The organism is Kitasatospora sp. NPDC054768, from assembly GCF_053612025.1.
Map to the genome: position 1 here is coordinate 1 of NZ_JBSHBN010000071.1, position 22,099 is coordinate 22,099.

At 71.4% G+C, this 22,099-nt stretch carries 21 protein-coding genes and 1 rRNA gene; 16 read left to right on the forward strand and 6 right to left on the reverse strand.

What is annotated here, in order from left to right:
• From rrf to pstB, 9 genes are all read left to right on the forward strand, one after another.
• Positions 1 to 69: ribosomal RNA gene (gene rrf / locus ACWGKU_RS21520) — 5S ribosomal RNA — on the forward strand; the annotation flags it as partial.
• 72 nt (positions 70 to 141) lie between these two features.
• The gene (gene mshD / locus ACWGKU_RS21525; protein WP_452178491.1) at positions 142 to 1,146 is read left to right on the forward strand and encodes a mycothiol synthase; all 1,005 of its coding nucleotides are present in this window, start codon (positions 142 to 144) and stop codon (positions 1,144 to 1,146) included.
• Positions 1,147 to 1,414: 268 nt separating this feature from the next.
• Complete coding sequence (locus ACWGKU_RS21530; protein WP_452178490.1) at positions 1,415 to 3,685, forward strand: RNA degradosome polyphosphate kinase; 2,271 nt, start codon at positions 1,415 to 1,417, stop codon at positions 3,683 to 3,685.
• Positions 3,686 to 3,789: 104 nt separating this feature from the next.
• Complete coding sequence (locus ACWGKU_RS21535; RefSeq protein WP_452178489.1) at positions 3,790 to 4,878, forward strand: CHAD domain-containing protein; 1,089 nt, start codon at positions 3,790 to 3,792, stop codon at positions 4,876 to 4,878.
• Positions 4,879 to 4,921: 43 nt separating this feature from the next.
• The gene (locus ACWGKU_RS21540) at positions 4,922 to 5,419 is read left to right on the forward strand and encodes an NUDIX hydrolase (protein ID WP_452178492.1); all 498 of its coding nucleotides are present in this window, start codon (positions 4,922 to 4,924) and stop codon (positions 5,417 to 5,419) included.
• 229 nt (positions 5,420 to 5,648) lie between these two features.
• Positions 5,649 to 6,785, forward strand: a complete 1,137-nt coding sequence (gene pstS, locus ACWGKU_RS21545; protein WP_359914160.1) for a phosphate ABC transporter substrate-binding protein PstS — start codon at positions 5,649 to 5,651, stop codon at positions 6,783 to 6,785.
• A 150-nt stretch (positions 6,786 to 6,935) separates the two neighbouring features.
• On the forward strand, positions 6,936 to 7,913 hold the full coding sequence (gene pstC, locus ACWGKU_RS21550) for a phosphate ABC transporter permease subunit PstC (protein ID WP_452178488.1): 978 nt from the start codon (positions 6,936 to 6,938) through the stop codon (positions 7,911 to 7,913).
• On the forward strand, positions 7,910 to 8,980 hold the full coding sequence (gene pstA / locus ACWGKU_RS21555; protein ID WP_401047802.1) for a phosphate ABC transporter permease PstA: 1,071 nt from the start codon (positions 7,910 to 7,912) through the stop codon (positions 8,978 to 8,980). Before pstC ends, pstA begins: the two co-directional genes overlap by 4 nt.
• A gap of 42 nt (positions 8,981 to 9,022) precedes the next feature.
• Positions 9,023 to 9,799, forward strand: a complete 777-nt coding sequence (pstB, locus tag ACWGKU_RS21560; RefSeq protein ID WP_359914169.1) for a phosphate ABC transporter ATP-binding protein PstB — start codon at positions 9,023 to 9,025, stop codon at positions 9,797 to 9,799.
• Between the two features lie 159 nt (positions 9,800 to 9,958).
• Here pstB and ACWGKU_RS21565 read toward each other — a convergent pair whose 3' ends face one another.
• Together ACWGKU_RS21565 and ACWGKU_RS21570 are read right to left on the reverse strand one after the other, a co-directional pair.
• Positions 9,959 to 10,954: an inorganic phosphate transporter gene (locus tag ACWGKU_RS21565; protein WP_401047805.1), complete on the reverse strand. Its 996-nt coding sequence runs from the start codon at positions 10,952 to 10,954 to the stop codon at positions 9,959 to 9,961.
• A 5-nt stretch (positions 10,955 to 10,959) separates the two neighbouring features.
• Complete coding sequence (locus ACWGKU_RS21570; RefSeq protein WP_359914173.1) at positions 10,960 to 11,580, reverse strand: DUF47 domain-containing protein; 621 nt, start codon at positions 11,578 to 11,580, stop codon at positions 10,960 to 10,962.
• Between the two features lie 359 nt (positions 11,581 to 11,939).
• On the opposite strand from ACWGKU_RS21570, the gene ACWGKU_RS21575 reads away from it, so the two are divergent.
• Positions 11,940 to 12,308, forward strand: coding sequence for a metal-sensitive transcriptional regulator (locus ACWGKU_RS21575; RefSeq protein ID WP_401047808.1), 369 nt, complete (start codon positions 11,940 to 11,942; stop codon positions 12,306 to 12,308).
• Positions 12,309 to 12,401: 93 nt separating this feature from the next.
• Here ACWGKU_RS21575 and ACWGKU_RS21580 read toward each other — a convergent pair whose 3' ends face one another.
• Both ACWGKU_RS21580 and ACWGKU_RS21585 read right to left on the reverse strand, forming a co-directional pair.
• A complete protein-coding gene (locus tag ACWGKU_RS21580; protein WP_359914178.1) occupies positions 12,402 to 12,590 on the reverse strand; it encodes a hypothetical protein in 189 nt (62 codons plus the stop codon).
• A gap of 217 nt (positions 12,591 to 12,807) precedes the next feature.
• Positions 12,808 to 13,707, reverse strand: coding sequence for a hypothetical protein (locus ACWGKU_RS21585; protein WP_452178487.1), 900 nt, complete (start codon positions 13,705 to 13,707; stop codon positions 12,808 to 12,810).
• A 133-nt stretch (positions 13,708 to 13,840) separates the two neighbouring features.
• Between ACWGKU_RS21585 and ACWGKU_RS21590 the strand changes: the two genes are divergently transcribed.
• Positions 13,841 to 14,032 carry a hypothetical protein gene (locus ACWGKU_RS21590; RefSeq protein ID WP_380546947.1) on the forward strand — a complete coding sequence of 64 codons (192 nt, stop codon included), beginning with the start codon at positions 13,841 to 13,843 and terminating at the stop codon, positions 14,030 to 14,032.
• A gap of 49 nt (positions 14,033 to 14,081) precedes the next feature.
• Here the strand turns inward: ACWGKU_RS21590 and ACWGKU_RS21595 are convergent, their stop codons facing one another.
• Complete coding sequence (locus ACWGKU_RS21595; protein WP_359914186.1) at positions 14,082 to 14,804, reverse strand: phosphatase PAP2 family protein; 723 nt, start codon at positions 14,802 to 14,804, stop codon at positions 14,082 to 14,084.
• 193 nt (positions 14,805 to 14,997) lie between these two features.
• Positions 14,998 to 16,206 carry a C40 family peptidase gene (locus tag ACWGKU_RS21600; RefSeq protein ID WP_452178486.1) on the reverse strand — a complete coding sequence of 403 codons (1,209 nt, stop codon included), beginning with the start codon at positions 16,204 to 16,206 and terminating at the stop codon, positions 14,998 to 15,000.
• Between the two features lie 239 nt (positions 16,207 to 16,445).
• Here ACWGKU_RS21600 and ACWGKU_RS21605 point away from each other — a divergent pair, with 239 nt between their 5' ends.
• From ACWGKU_RS21605 to ACWGKU_RS21625, 5 genes are all read left to right on the forward strand, one after another.
• Entirely contained in the window at positions 16,446 to 16,796 is a 351-nt protein-coding gene (locus tag ACWGKU_RS21605) for a hypothetical protein (RefSeq protein ID WP_359914191.1), read from the forward strand.
• A gap of 179 nt (positions 16,797 to 16,975) precedes the next feature.
• Entirely contained in the window at positions 16,976 to 17,791 is an 816-nt protein-coding gene (locus ACWGKU_RS21610) for a hypothetical protein (protein WP_452178485.1), read from the forward strand.
• A 229-nt stretch (positions 17,792 to 18,020) separates the two neighbouring features.
• Positions 18,021 to 19,064: a hypothetical protein gene (locus ACWGKU_RS21615; RefSeq protein ID WP_452191526.1), complete on the forward strand. Its 1,044-nt coding sequence runs from the start codon at positions 18,021 to 18,023 to the stop codon at positions 19,062 to 19,064.
• A 7-nt stretch (positions 19,065 to 19,071) separates the two neighbouring features.
• The gene (locus ACWGKU_RS21620; protein ID WP_401049720.1) at positions 19,072 to 20,646 is read left to right on the forward strand and encodes an SCO6880 family protein; all 1,575 of its coding nucleotides are present in this window, start codon (positions 19,072 to 19,074) and stop codon (positions 20,644 to 20,646) included.
• A 94-nt stretch (positions 20,647 to 20,740) separates the two neighbouring features.
• A complete protein-coding gene (locus ACWGKU_RS21625) occupies positions 20,741 to 22,090 on the forward strand; it encodes an ATP-binding protein (protein ID WP_359915075.1) in 1,350 nt (449 codons plus the stop codon).
• Positions 22,091 to 22,099: the final 9 nt, after the last annotated feature.

Sequence of the window (22,099 nt, forward strand, 5' to 3'; positions counted from 1 at the left end):
GAAGCTAAGCCTTACAGCGCCGATGGTACTGCAGGGGGGACCCTGTGGGAGAGTAGGACGCCGCCGAACAATTCTTCAGAAAAGCCCCTGATCCACTCGGATCAGGGGCTTTTCGCATTTCCGGTGACGTATCGTCTGGGCATGGACGATCAGACAGCGGTCATTGCGGACGATGTGCTCCGGCCCGAGCAGCGCGACGGTTCCCTGCGTGTTCTGGCGGCGGCCCAGGTGGTGGACGGCCGGGCCGCCGTGTCCGAGCAGGGCCGGCTTCGGTTGCGGAACGCGGAGATCCCGCGGCCGGGTGTGATCCACCTCGTCGAGACCGGGACCGGGACCGGGACCGACACCAAGACCGAATCCGGGACCGGGAGCGGCGCCGTCCTCGGCTACGGCCAGCTCGAGGTGCCGGAGAACCCGGCGGCCAACCCCGCCGCCGAGCTGGTGGTCGACCCGGCCGCCCGCGGCCGCGGCCTGGCCCGTCCGCTGGTGGACGCGGTCCTGGAGCAGGCCCACCGGGCGGGGCGCGACGCGGTGGACTTCTGGGTGCACGGCGGCCACCCGGCGGCCCGGCACCTGGCCGGGGTGTACGGCGCCGAGCTGGTCCGCGAGCTGCGGCAGATGCGCCGCACCGGCCGGCAGACCGAGGAGGTGGCCGTTCCCGAGGGCATCGAGCTCCGGACCTTCCGCCCGGGGGAGGACGACGCCGAGTGGCTGCGGCTGAATGCCCTGGCCTTCGCCCACCACCCCGAGCAGGGCGCCTGGACCGGGCAGGACCTGGCCGAGCGGATCGCCGAGCCGTGGTTCGACCCGGCCGGCTTCTTCCTCGCGACCCGCGACGGCAGGGTGGTCGGCTTCCACTGGACCAAGGTGCACCCGGCCACCGCCACCGAGCCCGAGCTCGGCGAGGTGTACGTGGTCGGGGTGGACCCGGCCGAGCAGGGCAGCGGTCTCGGCCGTGCGCTGACCGCGGCGGGCCTGCGCCACCTGACCGGCACCGGCACCGGGGAGCGCGGACTGGACACCGTGCTTCTCTACGTCGACGCCGACAATCCGGCCGCCGTGCGGGTATATGAACGATTGGGATTCGCCGTTCACGAGGTGGACCTCATGTACCGAGCCCAGTACCGGACGAACCGGTCGGCCTAGCCGGTCCGGGGCATCCGCGCACCGGACTCCCCGGTCCTCCGGCGGCGTCTAACGCGGCCGGGACGGCCCCGCGAGCGGTCGCGGGCGAGGGACGGGACGGCGACGCCCCTTGCTCCGACCGACTCAGCTTTCCTCCTGGCCATGCGGTGTTTACCGTGGATTCAATTGCTGCCGCGAAGATCACAGGATGAAGTCCGTAGTGTCTCGCTCGTGCAGAGTCGACCGCCACGCACCGGCCGGTCCTGTACGGACCGCACCGGGAGGGTGGGTGCTGTCCCCGGGTCCGGCCCGGGGCGAGGGCGACGGCCCGCAGAGCCATTCGCGTCCGGACGCCGTCCTGCTGCTGGAGGAGCTGGAGCCCATGAGCATCCCCCGCCCCGTCTCTGCCCCGCTGTCACCTACGGCCCGGATGTCCGGCGCGCTGGGTATTCCGCCGGAGCTGCCGGCCACGGACGAGGAGGAGTTCGAAGCACTGCCGCAGGGCCGCTTCCTGGACCGCGAGCGCAGTTGGCTGGCGTTCAACGAACGGGTCCTGGAACTGGCCGAAGACCCGGGCATCCCGTTGCTGGAGCGGGCGAAGTTCCTGGCGATCTTCGCGAGCAACCTGGACGAGTTCTTCATGGTCCGGGTGGCCGGGCTCAAGCGCCGGATCGCCACCGGAGTCGCCCAGCGCAGTGCGTCCGGCCTCCAGCCGCGCGAGGTGCTGGACCTGATCTGGACCCGCTCGCGCGAGCTGATGGCGCGCCACGCCGCCGCCTTCCAGCAGGAGGTGCTGCCGGACCTCGCCGGCGAGGGCATCGAGGTGGTCCGCTGGTCGGAGCTGGCGGAGAAGGAGCAGGCCCGGCTGCACACGCTGTTCCGGCAGAAGATCTTTCCCGTCCTGACCCCGCTGGCCGTCGACCCGGCGCACCCCTTCCCGTACATATCGGGACTCTCGCTCAACCTGGCCGTCGTGGTGCGCAACCCGGTCTCCGGCCACAAGCACTTCGCGCGCGTCAAGGTGCCGCAGTCGTTGGCCCGCTTCCTGGAGGCCTCGCCCCAGCGGTACGTCCCGCTGGAGGACGTCATGGGCGCCCACCTGGAGGAGCTCTTCCCGGGGATGGAGGTGCTGGCCCACCACGCCTTCCGCGTCACCCGCAACGAGGACCTGGAGGTGGAGGAGGACGACACCGAGAACATCCTCAAGGCCCTGGAGAAGGAGCTGATGCGGCGGCGCTTCGGCCCGCCGGTCCGGCTGGAGGTCGAGGAGTCGATCGACCCGTACATCCTGGACCTGCTGGTGCGGGAGCTGAACATCACCGAGGCGGAGGTCTTCCCGCTGCCCGGGCCGCTGGACCTGACCGGGCTGTTCGGGATCGCCGAGCTGGACCGCCCGGAGCTCAAGTACCCGAAGTTCGTGGCCGGCACGGCCCGGGGGCTGACCGACGTCGAGTCGGCCTCCCAGCCGGACATCTTCGCCGCGATGCGCGAGCGCGACGTCCTGCTGCACCACCCCTACGACAGCTTCTCCACCTCGGTGCAGGCCTTCCTGGAGCAGGCCGCCGGGGACCCGGACGTGCTGGCGATCAAGCAGACCCTGTACCGCACCTCCGGCGACTCGCCGATCGTCGACGCGCTGATCGACGCGGCCGAGTCCGGCAAGCAGGTGCTGGTGCTGGTGGAGATCAAGGCGCGCTTCGACGAGCAGGCCAACATCAAGTGGGCCCGCAAGCTGGAGGAGGCCGGCTGTCACGTGGTGTACGGCCTGGTCGGGCTGAAGACGCACTGCAAGCTCTCGCTGGTGGTCCGGCAGGAGGGCGACACCCTGCGCCGCTACTCGCACGTCGGCACCGGCAACTACCACCCGAAGACGGCCCGGCTGTACGAGGACCTCGGCCTGCTCACCTCCGACCCGCAGGTCGGCGCGGACCTCTCGGACCTGTTCAACCGGCTCTCCGGCTACTCGCGCCGCGAGTCCTACCGCCGCCTGCTGACCGCCCCGCGCGGGCTGCGCGACGGGCTGGTCTCACGGATCCACAACGAGATCGCCCACCACCGGGCGGGCCGCCCGGCCTACGTGAAGCTCAAGGTCAACTCGATCGTCGACGAGGCCGTGATCGACGCGCTGTACCGGGCCTCCCAGGCCGGTGTGCCGGTGGACGTCTGGGTGCGCGGGATCTGTGCGATCCGCCCGGGCGTGCCGGGGCTGAGCGAGGACATCCGGGTCCGCAGCATCCTGGGCCGCTTCCTGGAGCACTCCCGGGTCTTCGTGTTCGGCAACAACGGCGATCCGGAGGTCTGGATCGGCAGCGCCGACATGATGCACCGCAACCTGGACCGCCGGATCGAGGCGCTGATGCGGATCACCGATCCGGCACACCGCGCCGAGCTGTCCGGGCTGATCGACCTCGGGGTGTCGGACGAGACCGAGTCCTGGCACTTGGGGCCGGACGGCGCGTGGACCCGCCACTCGCAGGACGTCGAGGGCCGTCCGCTGCGACACGTCCAGGACCTGCTGATCGACTCGCGCCAGCGCCGCCGGGCCGCGACCTCGCGCTGACGCGTCCACTGATGCGAAGCCGCCGGGACGGCAAGGGGACCTGTCCCGGCGGTCGGCCACCAGCTCCGGGGGAGCACCTCGGAGGAACGGGGATCTACCACGCCATGACCGAAGCGCCGATGACGGCCCAGGCGGCCTCCACAGCGACCGCCGGGGACATCCTTTCCCACCACCTCACCGCCCAGGCCGGCGCCTTCCTGCGCGCGCTGCCGCTGGCGGTGGGCGAGGTCGGCGCCAGACCCGGGACGGCCTCGGTCGTCCCGTCGGCCGGCACCTCGGACCTGCTGCGGGCCGTCCGGCGGGTCGGCGGGCTGCTGCACACCTTCGGCTCGGTCTTCGAGCAGACCTGGGCGCAGGAGTCGCGCACCGAGCTGCGCTGGCTGCTCAACCTGCTGGCGCTGGAGCCCGGCTACGTCCGCCGCTCGGCCCGGCTGCTGGGCGCGCTGGACTCGCTGAGCGGCACCGACCCGGACGGGACGGGCATGCTGGCCGGCCACGTGGGCGCCCCCAAGGCGCGGGCGCTGCTGGACCGGCAGCTGACCCTGGCCCGGACCAGGGCGCACTCCACGGTGCTCCAGGAGCTCCGCTCCGCCCGGCTGCACGCGCTGGCGGACCGGATGACCCTGCTGGTCGGCGACGCCCCGCTGCTGGAGTCGGCGGGCGGCCGGGCCCCCGCGGTGCTGCTGCCGCAGGCCGCCGCCGCCTTCGCCGCGCTGACCGCGGGCGCCCAGCAGCTGCCGCTGCGGCGGGCCGCGACGCCGTACGGCGGGGACGGGCTGCGCCGGCTGGCCACGGTGCCGGCGTCCCGCGGGGCGACCGACGCGGACACCGCGCTGGCGGCCGACGACGCGCCCTGGGCCCGGATGCGGATCCTGGTGAAGCGGGCCCGGTACGCACTGGAGGTGTGCGGCCGCGCCTCCTCCGAGCTGGACGGGCTGGACCTGGTGCTGGCCCGGCAGCAGGAGGCGGCGGACGCCGCCGTCACCGCCGCCACCGCGGCGCGCACCCCGCGGATCACCCCGGCCACCGCGTACGTGCTGGGGGTGGTGCACGCCGACCAGCGGCTGGAGGTGGAGTCCGCGCGGTACGCCGTCGGCCTCCGCTGGCCCGACCTGCCGCCGGGCCCGGACGGCTGGCTGGAGCTCGTCCCGACCGACGCCTGGGGGCACTCCGCCGCGGCCGGGACGGTCTGAGGTGGGCGAGCGCCCGCCCGCCGGCCGGGCGGCGACGGGGGCCGTGACCGGGGCGGGGGCCGTGGCGGGGCACGCCCCGGTGGTGCTGGCGGCGGGCGCGGTGCTGTGGCTGCCGGGCCGGCCGAAGAAGAGCGGCCGGCTGGGGCGGCCGCGGATCGCGGTGATCCACCGGCCCAAGTACGACGACTGGAGCCTGCCGAAGGGCAAGCTCGAAGCCGGTGAGGGCGTGGTCGACGCGGCGCTGCGCGAGGTCCGGGAGGAGACCGGGTTCCGCTGCCTGCTGGGCCCGGAGCTGCCCACCCAGCACTACCGGGTGCAGGGCCGTCCCAAGGAGGTCCGCTACTGGGCGGCGGTGCCCTCCAGCGGGTCCTTCCGGCCCAACCGGGAGGTGGACCGGCTGGAGTGGCTGCCGGCCGGGAAGGCGCGGGCCCGGCTCACCCACGATCACGACCGGTCGCTGATCGACGCGCTGCTGGCGCTCCTGGGGGCGAAGCCGGTGCGGGCGGCCGGGGCGGCACCGGTGAAGGAACGGTGGAAGTGATCTTCCCGCGCCCTTGCCGTGACGCAACCGTTACTACCTGACGTAGTTTCCTGTCATCCGTTCGAGGTTCACTCCCCGTTCACTTGCGACCGGCTGTCGTGTCACTTACCCGGCCTAACTTCGGGACCACCGGAGGGCCGAACGGGCCCCGGACCACAGCAAAACCCGTGCTGGGCCGCCGTAGCCGTACGGCCCGCGCAAGGGCAATGCCACAGAAAGGGACACCCCTGTGAAGCTCCAGCGGAACGGCCGCTCCAAGGCCCTCGCGATCGGTGCCATGGCGCTCGTCAGCTCGCTGTCGCTCGCCGCCTGCGGGTCGGACAACAACAACAACACGACCGCGTCCGGCGGCTCCGGCGGTTCCGCCGCGCCCGCCGCCGCGATCAACTGTGGCAAGGCCGGTTCGCTGATCGCCGCCGGTTCGACCGCGCAGGGCGCGGCGATGGACGTCTGGAAGACCAGCTTCGCCGCCGCCTGCTCCGGCAGCACCATCAACTACCAGGGTGGCGGCTCCGGTGCCGGCATCCAGCAGTTCAACCAGGGCAAGATCCAGTTCGCCGGCTCCGACTCGGCCCTGAAGCCGGCCGAGGTCGACGCCTCCAAGGCGGTCTGCACCGGCGGCCAGGGCATCGACCTGCCGATGGTCGGCGGTCTGATCTCGCTGGTCTACAACGTCGACGGTGTCGACAACCTGGTCCTGGACGGCCCGACCTCCGCCAAGATCTTCGACTCGCAGATCACCAAGTGGAACGACCCGGCGATCGCGGCCCTGAACCCGGGCGCCAAGCTGCCGGACACCGAGATCCAGACCTTCCACCGCTCGGACGACGCCGGCACCACCGAGAACCTGACCAAGTACTTCGCCGCCGCCGGCGGCGGCGCCTGGTCCTACCCGGCCGGCAAGGCCTGGGCGGGCAAGGGCGGCCAGTCGGCCAACGGCAGCGCCGGTGTCTCGGCCCAGGTGAAGCAGGTCAAGAACTCGATCAGCTACGTCGAGCTGGCCTACGCCCAGACCAACAGCCTGAAGAGCGCCGCGATCAACACGGGCGCCGCCAAGCCGGTCGAGGCCACCGCCGAGAACGCCGCCTCCACGATCGCCAAGGCGCAGGCCGCCGGCACCGGCAGCGACCTCGCGCTGAAGCTCGACTACGCGACCAAGGAAGAGGGTTCCTACCCGCTGGTCCTGGTCACCTACGAGATCGTCTGCGACAAGGGCAACAAGGCCGAGACCCTCGACACCCTGAAGTCCTTCCTGACCTACACCGCCAGCGACGCGGGTCAGAAGGCCATCGGCGAGAAGGGCTACGTCCCGCTGCCGAAGGCCGTGACCGACAAGGTCAACGGCGTCATCGCCACCCTGGCCTGACCCGACAGGACCCCCGGTGGAGCGGCCCCGTGAGCGAGGGGGGCCGGGGCCGCCCCACCGGAACGGACCACACCCAGCACCACGTCCGGGGCACCGCCGCCATGGTGCCGTCCCCCTTCCGGGGCGGCACCACCAGACCGGAGTAGACCAATGACTTCATCCTCCCCTGCCGCCCCGCGAGGCAGGGAACGCCGGCCGCGCGACAGCCGGGTCGGCGACAAGATCTTCATGAACCTCGCCCGGGGCTCGGGCATCCTCCTGCTGGTCGTCATGGCCGCCATCGCCGCGTTCCTGACCTGGCGGTCGGTCCTGGCCCTGACCACCAACGAGGGCAACTTCCTCACCAGCTTCGAGTGGACGCCGGACGCCCCGAAGCCCGTCTTCGGCATCGCCGTCCTGGCCATCGGCACCATCGTCAGTGCCGTCATCGCGATGGCGATCGCCGTCCCGGTGGCCATCGGGATCGCGCTGTTCATCTCGCACTACGCGCCGCGCAGGATCGCCCAGCCGTTCGCCTACCTGGTCGACCTGCTCGCCGCCGTCCCCAGCATCGTCTACGGCCTCTGGGGCGCGCTCTTCCTGGTCCCGCACATGGACGGCCTGACCAGCTGGCTCAACGACTACCTGGGCTGGACGTACATCTTCGACCAGACCAGGACCGGCACCCCGCGCAACCTGTTCACCGTCGGCATCCTGCTGGCGATCATGGTCCTGCCGATCATCACCGCGGTCTCCCGCGAGGTGTTCCGCCAGGTGCCGCGGATGCACGAGGAGGCGGCGCTCGCGCTCGGCGCGACCCGCTGGGAGATGATCCGCACCGCGGTGCTGCCGTTCGGCCGCCCCGGCATCATCTCGGCCTCGATGCTCGGCCTCGGCCGCGCGCTCGGCGAGACCATCGCGGTCGCGGTGGTGCTCTCCGCCAGCAACGTCCTGTCGCTGCACATCCTCGACGCGGGCGGCGGCACCTTCGCGCAGAACATCGCGCTGAAGTTCGCCGAGGCCGGTGACAACGGCCGCAACGCGCTGATGGCCTCCGGCCTCGTCCTGTTCGTCATCACCCTGCTGGTGAACGGTGCCGCGCGACTGATCATCGCCCGCCGCAAGGAGTACTCGGGGGCCAACGCATGACCGTCACCGCCGTCATCGAGGACGCCCGGCCGGTCGGCCGTCCGCTGACCGCCAACCGACTGCCCAAGTGGGCCCCGGCCGCCGTGGCCGTCGGCTCGATCGCCCTCGGCTGCGGGATCGGCGTGGCCGGCGGGCTGGCCAGCCACCTCCAGTGGGGCCTGATCTCGGCCCTGCTCTTCGTCCTGATCAGCTACGTCCTCTCGGCCCGGGTCGAGGGCCGCCGGCAGGCCAAGGACCGCTTCGCCACCTCGGTGGTCTGGGTCGCCTTCATCCTGGCCGTCGTCCCCCTGGTCGCCCTGACCTTCTACACCGTCCAGCAGGGCATCGGAGTGGTCGACGGGAACTTCCTGAGCCACTCCATGAAGGGCGTGATCCAGTCCGGGCCCGGCGGTGGCATCTACCACGCGCTGATCGGCACCCTGGAGCAGGTCGCCCTGGCCACCGCGATCGCGGCCCCGATCGGGCTGCTGACCGCCGTCTACCTGGTCGAGTACGGCCGCGGCACGCTCGCCAAGGCGGTCACCTTCTTCGTCGACGTCATGACGGGCATCCCGTCGATCGTCGCCGGTCTGTTCATCCTCTCGCTCTGGAACCTCGCCCTGGGCTTCAGCTACTCCGGCTTCTCGGGCAGCCTCGCGCTGGCGATCCTGATGATGCCGGTCGTGGTCCGGTCCACCGAGGAGATGCTGAAGCTCGTCCCGAACGAGCTGCGCGAAGCCTCGTACGCGCTCGGCGTGCCGAAGTGGAAGACCATCCTGCGGATCGTCCTCCCCACCGCGATCGGCGGCATCACCACCGGTGTGATGCTCGCGGTCGCCCGCATCACGGGCGAGACCGCCCCGGTGATGATGCTGGTGTTCGGCGCCGACTACATCAACAACAACCCGTTCGACGGACCGCAGCAGTCCCTGCCGATGTACATCTGGACCCAGTACTCGCAGGTCAACAACGACTTCGGCTACGCCCGTGCCTGGGGCGCGGCGCTGGTGCTGATCGCCTTCGTGATGGGGCTCAACCTCGTCGCCCGGGGCATCGCACGCTGGCGCTCGCCCAAGGGCGGGCACTGAGCGACCGACTGACGTACGAGACAGACGAGAGAAGCAACGATCATGGCCAAGCGCATCGACGTCAGCGGACTGTCGGCCTACTACGGCACCACCAAGGCCATCGAGGACATCTCGATGAGCATCGAGCCCCGCTCGGTGACCGCCTTCATCGGCCCGTCCGGCTGCGGCAAGTCCACCTTCCTCCGGACCCTGAACCGGATGCACGAGGTGATCCCGGGCGCCCGGGTCGAGGGCAAGGTCCTCCTGGACGACGAGAACCTCTACGCCTCCAACGTCGACCCGGTCGCCGTGCGCCGCTCGGTCGGCATGGTCTTCCAGCGCCCGAACCCCTTCCCGACCATGTCGATCTACGACAACGTGATCGCGGGTCTGCGGCTCTCCGGCGTGAAGAAGAAGTCCGTGCTGGACGAGGTGGTGGAGCGTTCGCTGAAGGGCGCCAACCTCTGGAAGGAGGTCCACAACCGGCTGAACAAGCCGGGGGCCGGCCTCTCCGGCGGTCAGCAGCAGCGCCTCTGCATCGCCCGCGCCATCGCGGTCGAGCCCCAGGTCCTGCTGATGGACGAGCCCTGCTCCGCGCTCGACCCGATCTCCACCCTCGCCATCGAGGACCTGATCGGCGAGCTCAAGGAGCAGTTCACCATCGTCATCGTGACCCACAACATGCAGCAGGCGGCCCGCGTCAGCGACCGCACCGCCTTCTTCAACCTGGCCGGCGTCGGCCAGCCGGGCAAGCTGGTCGAGCTGGACGACACCCAGCGGATCTTCTCCAACCCGCAGGTCCAGGCCACCGAGGACTACATCTCCGGCCGCTTCGGCTAGACCGGAGCCCGTCACGGGCGGCGCCGAGGCGCCGGGACGCGTGACGGATCGCGAGCTGTCCCGCGGTGCTGCATGGCGGTGCCGCCGCGGGACATGGAAAAGGGCCCGCCCCCGAGATGTGGGGGCGGGCCCTGTCCGTCCGTGCGTCCTGCGGGGCCGTCAGCCCCAGAACAGGTGGACGAACCAGTACATCAGCGCTGCGACGACGGCGGCCGCCGGCATCGTGATGAACCAGCCGAGCACGATGTTCTTCGCGACGCCCCAGCGCACCGCGCGGATCCGCTTGGTGGCCCCCACGCCCATGATCGCCGCGGTGATCACGTGGGTGGTGGAGATCGGCGCCTTGAAGACGAACGACGAGATGTACATGACCGTCGCGGAGGTGGCCTCGGCGGCGAAGCCCTGCGGCGGGTCCAGCTCGATGATCTTTCGGCCGAGCGTCCGCATGATCCGCCAGCCGCCCGCGTAGGTGCCCAGCGAGAGCATCGTCGCGCAGGAGATCTTCACCCAGACCGGAATGCCGTTGCCGGACTGGTGGCCGGAGATGGTCAGTGCCATGACCACGATGCCCATGGTCTTCTGAGCGTCCTGGAGGCCGTGCGCCAGGGCCATCGCGGCGGCCGAGGCGGTCTGGGCGACCCGGAAGTTGCGCTTGGCCCGGTGCGGGTTGGCCCGGCGGAAGATCCACAGGATCGCCAGCATCACCAGGAAGCCGCCGACCAGGCCGACCACGGGCGAGACGAACATCGGGATGACGATCTTGTCGAGGACCCCGCTCCAGATCACCTCGGTGCCGCCGGCCAGGGCCGCGCCCACCATGCCGCCGAACAGCGCGTGCGAGGAGGAGGACGGAAGGCCGAAGTACCAGGTGACCAGGTTCCAGGCGATCGCCCCGACCAGGGCCGCGAACAGGATCGCCATCCCCTGGTTGCCGGTGGGGGTCTCGATGATCCCCTGGGAGACGGTGTGCGCCACGCCGCTGCCGAGGAACGCGCCCGCCAGGTTCATCACCGCGGCCATCGCCAGCGCCGCCCGGGGGGTGAGCGCCCGGGTGGAGACCGACGTGGCGATCGCGTTCGCCGAGTCGTGGAAGCCATTGGTGTACGTGAAGAAGAACGCAACGCCGATGACGGCGATGAGTGCTGCCATGTCCACGGGAGTCAGGACTCCTTGACGGCGATGGTCTCCACCGTGTTGGCGACGTGCTCGAACGCGTCCGCCGCCTCCTCAAGGACGTCCACGACCTGCTTGAGCTTGAGGACCTCGATGGCGTCGTACTGACCGGAGAACAGGTGGGCGAGCAGCTTGCGGTGGATCTGGTCGGCCTGGTTCTCCAGACGGTTGACCTCGATCCAGTACTCGGTGAGGTTGGACATGCTGCGCAGGTTCGGCATCGCCTCGGCGGTGAGCTCCGCGGCGCGCGCCAGTACCTCGATCTGCTGCTCGACGCCCTTCGGCAGGGTCTGGATGTCGTAGAGGACGACCAGGTCGACGGCTTCCTCCATGAAGTCCATGATGTCGTCCAGCGACGAGGCGAGGCTGTAGATGTCCTCGCGGTCGAAGGGCGTGATGAAGGACGAGTTCAGCTGGTGGAAGACGGCATGGGTGGTGTCGTCCCCGGCGTGCTCGGCGGCGCGCATGCGCTCGACGATCTCCGCACGGGCCGACACGTCTGATCCCAGCAGCTCCAAAAGGAGCTTCGATCCGACGACGAGGTTCTCCGCCGCGGCGGCGAACATGTCGTAGAAGCTCGTCTCCTTCGGGGTCAGGCTAAAACGCACGGAAATCTCCGATGTGCGGGGTAGGGACTGAACGATGCTAGGTGCAACCGAACGCAATCACGCAAACGGGGTGTCGGGGAAGGAGCCGGAACCTCCCCTTCCGTTCGGCCGCCGCACCGGCTGATCCGGGCGCACCACCACACGTGGGCGCGAGCCCCAGTCTGACGGAACCTCGCCCGGATTGTCCCCGTCGTGCGCACCGGAGAACGGGGCGCCGCTCAGACGGGTGAACCGCCGGGAGCCCCCTCCAGGGCCCCCGCGGCACATGCCGGGACGGCCGTCGGAACACCACGGAGGGCCCCGGTGTTGGACACTTGTGGCCGACGCAGCCACCAGGCATTGAGACGAAGGCGGGGCCGATGACCACGACGCAAGCGCGCAGCGAGCCGGAGCACGCGCAGGGGACCGAGCCGCCCGCCGGCCCGGCCCCGGCCGGGCACCACGGCCCGCACGGCTACAGCGCGCAGAAGGACGCCCACCTCAAGCGGCTGCGCCGGATCGAGGGCCAGATCCGCGGCCTCCAGCGCATGGTCGACGAGGACGTCTACTGCATCGACGTGCTCACCCAGGTCTCGGCCGGCACCAAGGCGCTGCAGTCCTTCGCGCTCTCCCTGCTGGAGGAGCACCTGCGGCACTGCGTCGCCGCGGCCGCCGAGGAGGGCGGCGCCGAACTGGACGCCAAGGTGGCGGAGGCCACCGCCGCGATCAGCCGCCTGCTGCGCAGCTGAGCCGCTGGGCCGACCGCTTCGCTCCGGGGGCGCGTCGCTCCCGGAGCGGACCTTGCCCGCGTCGCACCCGGGCCGCGTCGCGTCCGGAGCCCGCTAGCCGTCGGCCTCCCGGTCGCACTGCCCGGGTTCGGACCGGTCCAGCAGCACCTCGTCGATCCGCTCGGTCGGCAGCCGGTCGCCGGAGCTGGCCGTCGCGGCGATCATCAGCTCGCCGGCCAGATCGATCTCGTCGAGGGCCGCGTCGTCGTGGCCGCCGCTGCGGCCGCCCGTGGACGACACCACCTGCACCACCCCTTCAGTGCCTCGCCAGCCCGGGCGGCAGCCACCCGGAGTCCAGCCTAGGCACTTCGGGGCCCGTCCACATGGCACGGACGGGCCATCTCGGCGCCGCCGAAACGGGTGGCAGTCGCTCCCCGGACGGCCACCCGCCCCGGCGGCACCCCGTCTCGCCCCGGCGCCGGAGCGCTGCCCCGGCGGCCCGGGGCGTGTCGGACCAGCCCTACTTCGGGCTCTCCGTGGGCTTCATCCGGTAGATGTCCGAGGCCGAGGGCTCGGCCGCCTCCACCGGCTTGCCGAAGTCCGACAGCGAGGTCGTCGACGTCACCTTCACCTGGTCCCTGGGCTCCTTCGACCCGGCCACCCCGGCGAAGGTGAACACCTCGACCACCTTGCGCAGTCGGCCCTGGTCGTCCAGCCAGGCGTCGTACGGGACCTCCTTGACGGTGAAGGTCTGCGCGCCCGTCCGCAGGCCGTCCCCGCCCCTGCCGCCCGTCGCGTCGGCCGCCTTCACCAGGTCCAGGGTGCCCCGGAAGTGGTGCAGCGCCACCCCGTCGACGGTCTCGGTGCCCACCGCCTCCGCCTTCTGCGCCCCGCGCAGCGCCCCCGCCGCCGAGGCCGGGTCGGTGGCCCCGCTGCTGACCAGGTTGCCGTCCGGCAGCTGGCGCACGTCCAGCTTGACCCACTTGCCCGCGGGGACCTTGGCACCGCTGTTCTGGAGGTAGACGGTGCCCGGCAGGACCACCTCGACGATCTTCCCGGTGGTCGCCGCACCCGGCGGCACCTGGACCTCCAGCCGGCCGATCCGCTTGACGTAGTCGTAGCCGCCGGTGCCGCTGAACGAGGCCTTCTTCTCGGTCGACTCGGTGACCAGCTCGGTCGCGGCGTGCGCGGAGCCGGTACGGCCGGTGATGTCGGGGGCGTTGCGCACCGCCGTCAGCGCGTCCGCGGCGAGCTGGTCGGGGGCGCCCGACTGCTGGTCGGAGGAGCCGTTGACGGGGCCGCCGGAGCAGCCGGCGGCCCCCGCCGCCAGGACGGCGGCGAGCAGGGCGGCCCCGGCCGCCGAGCGCAGGTGCGGACCCGGACGGCGTGCCGACCGTCCGGTGCGCTGCTGGTCGGTCATCTTCATCCTCGCGACAACCCCCTCGGGCCCGACTGCCCCGCCGGCCACCACCGGGCGGGCAGAGCTCTTTCCGGGCAAACGAGTTGGGACGCCAAGAGTTACGGGGGCCGGTGCGGGCGCTACCGTGAACCACGTGCACAGTGAGCTGCCGACGGCACCCGGCACCGCCCGGATGCCCGAACACCGCCTCGCGGTCGGCGAGCGCGGATCCTTCGCCTTCGCGACCTGCAGCTGCGGCTGGTACTCCCCGGCCCGCCGCTCGCGCGAACTGGCCCGCCGCGAGGGGGCCGACCACCTCGCCGAGAACGGCGCCGGACCGGACTGATCCCACCGGGCCCAGGACACCTGCGCGGCGCCGGGCCCGGGAGACGGCGTCAGGCCGCGAGGTCGGACTCCGGCGGCTGCTCCCCGGCCCGCACCGCCCCGCGCCCGCGGCGACGGCCGCGCGGACCGGCCCCGACGCGGGCCGCACCGCCGCGCTCGGGCGCCCGGATCAGCGGGGCGACCGCCGTGCGGCTCAGCGCGTGGCAGAACGGCACCAGCACCGCCATCGCGATCGGCGCCAGCAGCAGCACCACGGCGACGGCGAGCGCGAAGCCGCCGATCACGTCGGTCGGGTAGTGGACGCCCATGAACATCCGGCAGAAGCCCTGGAGGAGGGCCAGCCCGCCGGCGATCCAGCCCAGCCTGCGGTTCACCAGGAACAGCGCCACCGCGACACCCATGGTCATGGTCGAGTGGTCGCTGACGAAGGAGTGGGTGCCGGCCTTGCCGTCCACCAGCACCAGCAGCCCGGGATGGTCGACGAAGGGACGCGGGCGGTTCACGATCGCGGCGATCGGCAGGTTGGCCAACTCGGCGACGGCCACCGAGAGCGGCACCCAGAGCAGCCCGGCCACCGCCACCGGCGCGTCCGGCCGGCGTCTGGCCTGGAGCCAGGCCACCAGGCCGAGCATCGCCAGGCCGATCAGGATGCCGTACTCGCCGATCCACGAGACCAGGTGGTCCAGCCACTGCGGGGAGCGCTTGGCCAGACCGTTGACGGCGTAGAGCAGGTCGAGGTCGGGGTTGGTCGTGTCGGCAAGCGGCGTCGACACGCCGCACCTCCTTCTGGTCCGCTGCACCTGTACGTTCCCGCCGGGGCCCGCCCGGCGCCGAAAGCTGACGAGGGACCACCGGACCCAACGTCATCACCGGGACACAGCGTTCCACGGAAACGCGCGGTTATGGAAACTTGACTCAGCGTCCACAGCGCGCACACAGCTCCCCGCCGCCCCGGCCCCACCGCACCTACCGACCCACCCCGGCGGGAGCCGGCCCGGCCGGTGCGGGCGGGGCGGCGACGGCCGACCGGGCGGGGGTCGCCGGGGCGCTTCCCGGCGCGCCGCCCTGGGGGAGGCCCTGGGTGCCGCCCTGGTTCCCCGCGGGGGCGGTGGGCTCCGTCCCGCCCGGGCGGGACGGAGCGTTGACCGCGCCGTCGTTGTTGCGGGTCGGCAGAGCCTGGGCCCCGTCCGAGGTGACCCGGGTCGCGCCGATGTACTCCCGGGTGTCGATCTTGTCGTAGCGGATCACCGCGCCGGTGTGCGGGGCGTTGATCATGTACCCGCCGCCCACGTAGATCCCGACGTGGTGGATGCTCCGCGGATCGCTCAGGTCCGTCGCCCAGAACACCAGGTCGCCCGGCCGCAGCTGATCGCGCGACGGGTGCGGCCCGGCGTACCACTGGTCGTTGGCCACCCGGGGCAGGGTGATGCCCACACTGGCGAACGCGGCCTGGGTCAGGCCCGAACAGTCGAACCGCCCGCTCTGCGAGGGCAGGCCCTCACCGCCCCACAGGTACGGGGTGCCGAGCTTGGTCTGCGCGAAGTAGATCGCGGCCGACGACTGCGGGGACACCTCCAGCGGCGCGGTCGGCGAGGCGGGCGCCGTGAAGCTGCGGGCCATCGCCTGGATGTTCCGCACGTAGCCCTGGGTCTCCCTGTACGGCGGCACCCCGTTGTACTTCTCCACCGCGCCCTCGCCGGCGTTGTAGGCCGCCAGCAGGTTGGCCTGGGGGTCGCCCGGGACCTTCGCGACCCGCTTGGCGATCGCGCAGTCGTAGGTCGCCGCCGAGGCGATCGCGTCCAGCGGGTCCCAGACGTCCGCCCTGCCGTCCCCGCTGCCGTCGGTGGCGTACTCGGACCAGGTGCCCGGCATGAACTGCGCCATGCCCTGCGCCCCGACCCCGGAGCGCGCCCTGGGGTCGAAACCGCTCTCCTGGTACAGCTGCGCCGCGAGCATCGGCGGGGAGATCTCCGCGCAGAGCGCGCCCCACTTCTGGATCGGATCCTGGTAGGCCGCGGGGACCGTTCCGGGGGAGAGGGCGGAACGATTCGCCGCCTGTTGCGGCGTCCCACTTGCCGCATAAGTCCCCATCGTCACCAGCCCGATGAACCCGAACGCAACAACTCCCGCAGCGGCGGCGGCCGTACCGGCCTTCCGGAGTACCATCAGCACCATCCCGACGAATCGTCAGTCGAAGTGTCCCGGAAGGCGTTGCTCACCGCAATCATCAGAGATACGAACAGTGAGCGCTATCCTTCGTACGGTGTACATCCTCGCGTACGTGTCCGATGCCTCACGACCGATTCGCGAGAAGTAGCCAAGTCGACATCAGATCTGGCCAAGAATAGGTACCGACCCTTCGCGCGGGCCGGGTCCGGGCCCTTGAATTTGCCTGATCGGGCGGTGAGATGGAAATGAACCTGAGCAGCGTGCACACCAATGCGGTCGGCCACCTGGCCGAGGACCCCCCCAAGAAGCCGAACATCGACACCATCATCGGCGGAATCGCCCCGGACTGGGGGCCGTTCGCGACCCTCGGGTCGGAGGCACGGGTGATGGTCGAGGTCATCATGGCCGTCGCCATCCTCCTCTGCCTCGGCATCGCGGTCTGGGGCGCGGCCAAGCAGCGGATCGGTGCGACCGCGATGCGCGACAGCTTCGGCGCCGAACAGGGCAAGGGACTGATCGTCGCCGGACTGACCGGCGTGTTCATCATCGGATCACTGGGCACCCTGTTCACCATTGTCTACGGCATGGCGATCTGACGATCGGACAGCAGTAGTCCGACCTGCCTGAGACCGGGTCCCCGCCCGGACCCCCTCCGACAGCCGACCCGCCAGGAATCCACCCCCGTTCCCACCCCCGTTCCCACCCCCCGTCCGCGCCCGCCCCCGGACGGAGGGCCCCCGGAGCCGCCCCGGCTCCCCGCACCAGGAGGGCCGCCGTGCCGTTGTCCGACGACCAGCCGCGCACCCGTACGCGCCTGCCGGTCGGCGAACAGTCCTCCCCCCCGTCGAACCACCGTCAGACCCGCCCGCTGCGCGCCCTGCTGGCCGTCCTGGCCGTCGTCACCCTGCTCGTGGTGGCCATCGCCGTCGCCAACCGCGTCGCACCCGGCACCAGTACCGGCAGCGACGGCTCCTCCGCCGACCGCGCCGGATCCGGCACCGGCGCCGGCCCCGCCCCCAGCGGCGACCAGCCCGTCGGCACCACCGTCAACGGCATCCCGACCGGCTACCCGCACACCGAACCGGGCGCCCAGTCGGCCGCCACCAACTACGCGGTGGCGATCGGCTCCGCGGACATGTTCCGCACTGACAGCCGGCACGGCATCGTCGCCACCATCGCCGACCCGGGCGCCCTGGCCGGGCTCCAGAGCCGGCTGGACCAGGGCTTCTCGCCAGAGACCGCAGCCAGGTTCGGGGTCGATACTCAAGGGCGTCCGCCGAAGGGTCTGACCTTCGTCAGCCGGACGATCCCGGTGGGGGCCAAGAGCAGTGGCTATACCGCTGACAGTGTCAAGGTCGACGTCTGGTGCACGGGCCTGTTCGGACTGGCTGGTGAGCGCTCCACGAAACCGGTCTCCGAGGAGTGGTTCACGCTCACTCTCAGTCTGAGGTGGACCGGGTCGGACTGGAAGCTCAGCGACTACAGCCGTGTGGCTGGACCGGCCCCGATCCCGCCGGACCAGCAAGCCGCGACCGCCGAGGAGATCACTGGTGCCGTCGAGCAGTTCGGAGGCTTCCACTATGCCCGTTGATGGTAGCCCGGGTGTCGTCCGGCGGACCATGGGCCGGGTGACGGGGGTCGCGCTGTTCGGCGTACTCTCGGTTGTGGCAACTGCCCATCGTGCGTTGGCGGACCCTTCGCCCACACCGAGCTCCGGTGCGACCAATACGAGTTGCCCCGGTGTCCCGCTTCCCGGCAATGACGTCTACTGTGCTCCGCCCGGCAATGGCTCCCTCCCCGGGAGCGGCACCGTCGGGGCCGTGACCGACCCCCTCGGGTCGTTGGCCAAGAGCTGTGCGCAGGCCGCGGCGTGGGTGGTGCGGAAGTTGTCGGGGGCGATCGACGGGACGACGCAGGTGGACTTCACCAATGTGTCGTTCCTGCAGCAGTACGCCGTGGTGTTCGCCGTGTCGACGGTGATCACGCTGGTGCTGTGGCTGCTGGCGGTGGCGAAGCGGGCGGTGCGGGGGGCGCCGTTGACGACGGCGTTCTCGGAGGCGATCGGCTTCCTGTGGCTGACGGTGGTGGCGTCCGCGTTCACGCCGTTGATCCTGTTCACCGTGGTGAGCGTGACGGACGGGCTGACCAAGGCGATAGCGGTCGGGACGAAGACGGACACCGGGTCGTACCTGGGTGGGTTCGCCGACACGCTGGAGAAGGGTGACGTGGGCGGCGGTCCGCTGATCCTGGTGATCGTGTCGCTGGTCGCGGTGCTGGCGGCGGCGGTGCTCTGGATCGAGCTGCTGATCCGGGCGGCGATGCTGTACGTCGGCGCGCTGCTGGGGACGGCGGTGTACGCGGGGCTGGTGGACCGGCAGCTGTGGAAGCACGTGCGGCGCTGGGCGGGCGTGATGCTGGCGGTGGATCTGGCGAAGCCGATCATCGTGGTCATCCTGGGCCTGGCGGGGGCGGTGGCGACGGGGTCCGGGGCCGACGACGATTTCGCCCGGGTGCTGTCCGGGTTGGCGATCCTGTTCCTGTCGATCTTCGCGAGTGCCGCGGTGTACCGCTTCGTGCCGGGTTTCGGCGACGAGCTGCTGAACATGCGCGGGGCCCGGGCCAACGCCGTGCAGGCCGGTTCGGCGATGATCAACGGCACCGCGAACCTGATGAAGCAGGGCATCACCACCCACGGCGACCGCGGTCCGCAGGGGGCCGGCACGGGTGGCGGGGGTGCGGGCGGCGGTTCGGTCGCGCCGGGCATCGCCGCCCACGCGGGCCGGACACCGTCCCCGCCGCCGCAGGGCGGGCCGCCGCAGGCCCCGGTTCCGATCCGCGACAGCAATCCAGCGAAGGGAGGGTGACGGGTAAGTGAGCAGTGAACCGCTCGGCCAGTACGGTGCCCAGTACGCCCAGCCGTACGTGCACCAGCGCCGCACCTACCTGATCGGCAAGGCCCGCCCGAACGCGCCGATCGGCCGGAACCGGGAGTCCGGCGAGATCGTGCTGATCATCTTCGGGGCCTTCCTCGGCATGCTCTGGGGCCTGCTGATGCCGGTCCTGCCGCTGCGGATCGGTGGTCTGGTCGGTCTGCCGGCGCTCGCCATCGCGGCGGTGTACGTGCCGTACCGCAAGCGGACGTTCTACAAGTGGGTGGAGATCAACCGCACCTACCGTCGGACGGTCCGCAGCGGTCGGGCGGTGTGGCGTTCGGACGTGATGGACGCCGGCACCCGGCTGGACGGCCGGGAGGTGGAGGTGGGCCCGCCGCCCGGGGTGGGGCGGCTGCGCTGGCTGGCGGCGCCGTTCGGGCCGGACGAGGTCGGGGTGCTGATGCACCTGGAGCGGCGTACGGTGACGGCCGCGATCGAGATCGAGGGTCCGGGCGTCGGTCTGCGCGACTCGGAGGACCAGGAGGCCCTGGTCGACCGGTTCGGGACGCTGCTGAAGCACGTCGCCAACGGGGATGGTTTCGTGACCCGGTTGCAGATCCTGGCCCGTACCCTGCCGGCGGACCCGGACGCGCACGCCAAGGACGTCGAGCGGCGCGGTGACTCGTCCTCGCCGCGCTGGCTGCAGGACTCGTACGACCAGCTCCAGTCGATGGTGTCGACCTCTTCGGAGCAGCACCGGGCGTACCTGGTGGCCTGCATGCACTACACCCGTGACCTGGCGGCCGAGGCGCACGCGATGGGCCGGACGGCCACCGGGCGGCGGGCGCGGGACGACGAGGGGCTGGCGGCCGTGATGGCGCGCGAGCTGACGGACATCTGCGCCCGGCTGGCCGAGGCGGACATCCGGGTGCGCCAGCCGCTGGGCCAGGCCCGGCTGTCCTCGCTGCTGCACTCGATGTACGACCCGGACCACCCGATCGACCACATCCAGGCGATGTCCCGGCGCAACGCCTGGCCGGCCGAGCTGGACGCGACCCAGCCGCAGTACCTGCAGGCGAAGACCCGGGAGTCGGCGACCCGGGAGCCGTGGTGCCACGCCACCGCGTGGATCAAGGAGTGGCCGCTCACCCCGGTGGGCGTCAACTTCCTGGCGCCGCTGCTGGTGCACACCCCGGACGTGATCCGGACGGTGGCGGTGACGATGGACCTGGAGCCCACCGATGTCGCGATCGAGCGGATGCTGACCGAGAAGACCAACGACGAGGCCGAGGCCAGCCGTGCGGCCAAGATGAACCGCACGGTGGACCCGCGCGACCTGGCCCACACCGGCCGGGTGGACCAGCGCGGTGACGACCTGGCCTCCGGCGCGGCCGGGGTGAACCTGGTCGGCTACATCACGGTCTCCTCGCGCAACCCCGACGCGCTGGCCCGCGACAAGCGGACCATCCGGGCCTCGGCCGGCAAGAGCTACCTCAAGCTGGAGTGGTGCGACCGCGAGCACCACCGGGCCTTCGTCAACACCCTTCCGTTCGCCACCGGCATCCGCCGCTGAGCGCCCCGGCCGACCCGCGCACCCGCGCACCCGCGCACCCGCGCACCCGCGCACCCGCACGTCCGTCCACCGCTGACCCGTCAGGAGACCGCCCATGGCGCTCGGCAACCTCACCGATGCGTTCACCAGCCTGATGTTCGGCAAGGTGGAGACCACCCGCCTGCCGGTGCGCACCTCCACCGGCCAGGCGCAGGCCGTCTACCTGCCCACCGCCGCCCCGGGGCTGGGGGACTCGGGTGTGATCATCGGCCGCGAGGTGTACAGCGGCAAGGGGTACGTGTACGACCCCTTCCAGCTGTACGGGCAGCAGCTTCCCGCCCCGCACTGGCTGGTGCTCGGGGAGTCCGGCAACGGCAAGTCGGCGCTGGAGAAGACGTACGTGCTGCGGCAGCTGAGGTTCCGTGACCGCCAGGTCGTGGTGCTGGACGCGCAGGGCGAGGACGGCGTGGGCGAGTGGAACCTGATCGCCAACGCGCTGGGCATAAAGCCGGTCCGGCTGGACCCGATGGCGGCCCGGGACGGCGGGGTGAAGCTCAACCCGCTGGACCCGGCGATCACCCAGACCGGCCAGCTGTCGCTGCTGCGCACCATCGTCGAGGTGGCGATGGGGCGCGGGCTGGAGGAGCGGGCCGGCTTCGCGCTGAAGGCCGCGCACGCCCATGTGGTGGCCTCGGTGCAGGACCGCCAGCCGGTGCTGAACGACATCATCGACACCCTGCGCAGCCCCGAGCTGTCCTCGGTGGAGTCGCTGGGCGTGGCGGTGGACGAGGTGCAGTCCTGGGGCCTGGACGTGGCGCTGGTGCTGGACCGGCTGGTCGACGGTGACCTGCGCGGCATGTTCGACGGGTCGACCACCGACGGCATCGACCTGGATGCGCCGCTGATCGTCTTCGACCTCTCGCACATCGACCGCAACTCGATCGCGATGCCGATCCTGATGGCGATCGTCGGGGTGTGGCTGGAGCACACCTGGATCCGGCCGGACCGGAAGAAGCGCATCTTCCTGGTCGAGGAGGCCTGGCACATCATCAACAGCCCGTTCGTGGCCCAGCTGTTCCAGCGGCTGCTGAAGTTCGGCCGCCGGCTCGGCCTGTCCTTCGTGGCGGTGGTGCACCACCTGTCCGACGTGGTGGACGGCGCGGCCGCGAAGGAGGCCTCGGCGATCCTGAAGATGGCCTCCACCCGGACGATCTACATGCAGAAGGCCGAGGAGGCGCGGGCCACCGGCCGGGTGCTGGGCCTGCCGCGCTGGGCGGTGGAGATCATCCCCACCCTGTCGCCGGGCATCGCGGTCTGGGACGTCAACGGCAACGTCCAGGTGGTCAAGCACATCATCACCGAGGCCGAGCGCCCGCTGGTCTACACCGACCGCGCGATGACCGAGGACGCGGTGGCCGAACGGGTGCGTGCGGAAAGGCAGTTGGCTTCCGAACCGGGCGTCTGAACGGGGTCG

Coding starts and splice junctions, on each gene's coding strand:
- ACWGKU_RS21585 (WP_452178487.1), bottom strand. CDS start 13,707: ATGACCGACCAGCAGCGCACCGGACGGTCGGCACGCCGTCCGGGTCCG.
- ACWGKU_RS21605 (WP_359914191.1), top strand. CDS start 16,446: ATGAACCTGAGCAGCGTGCACACCAATGCGGTCGGCCACCTGGCCGAG.
- pstC (WP_452178488.1), top strand. CDS start 6,936: ATGACTTCATCCTCCCCTGCCGCCCCGCGAGGCAGGGAACGCCGGCCG.
- mshD (WP_452178491.1), top strand. CDS start 142: ATGGACGATCAGACAGCGGTCATTGCGGACGATGTGCTCCGGCCCGAG.
- pstB (WP_359914169.1), top strand. CDS start 9,023: ATGGCCAAGCGCATCGACGTCAGCGGACTGTCGGCCTACTACGGCACC.
- ACWGKU_RS21535 (WP_452178489.1), top strand. CDS start 3,790: ATGACCGAAGCGCCGATGACGGCCCAGGCGGCCTCCACAGCGACCGCC.
- pstA (WP_401047802.1), top strand. CDS start 7,910: ATGACCGTCACCGCCGTCATCGAGGACGCCCGGCCGGTCGGCCGTCCG.
- ACWGKU_RS21575 (WP_401047808.1), top strand. CDS start 11,940: ATGACCACGACGCAAGCGCGCAGCGAGCCGGAGCACGCGCAGGGGACC.
- ACWGKU_RS21600 (WP_452178486.1), bottom strand. CDS start 16,206: ATGGTGCTGATGGTACTCCGGAAGGCCGGTACGGCCGCCGCCGCTGCG.
- ACWGKU_RS21625 (WP_359915075.1), top strand. CDS start 20,741: ATGGCGCTCGGCAACCTCACCGATGCGTTCACCAGCCTGATGTTCGGC.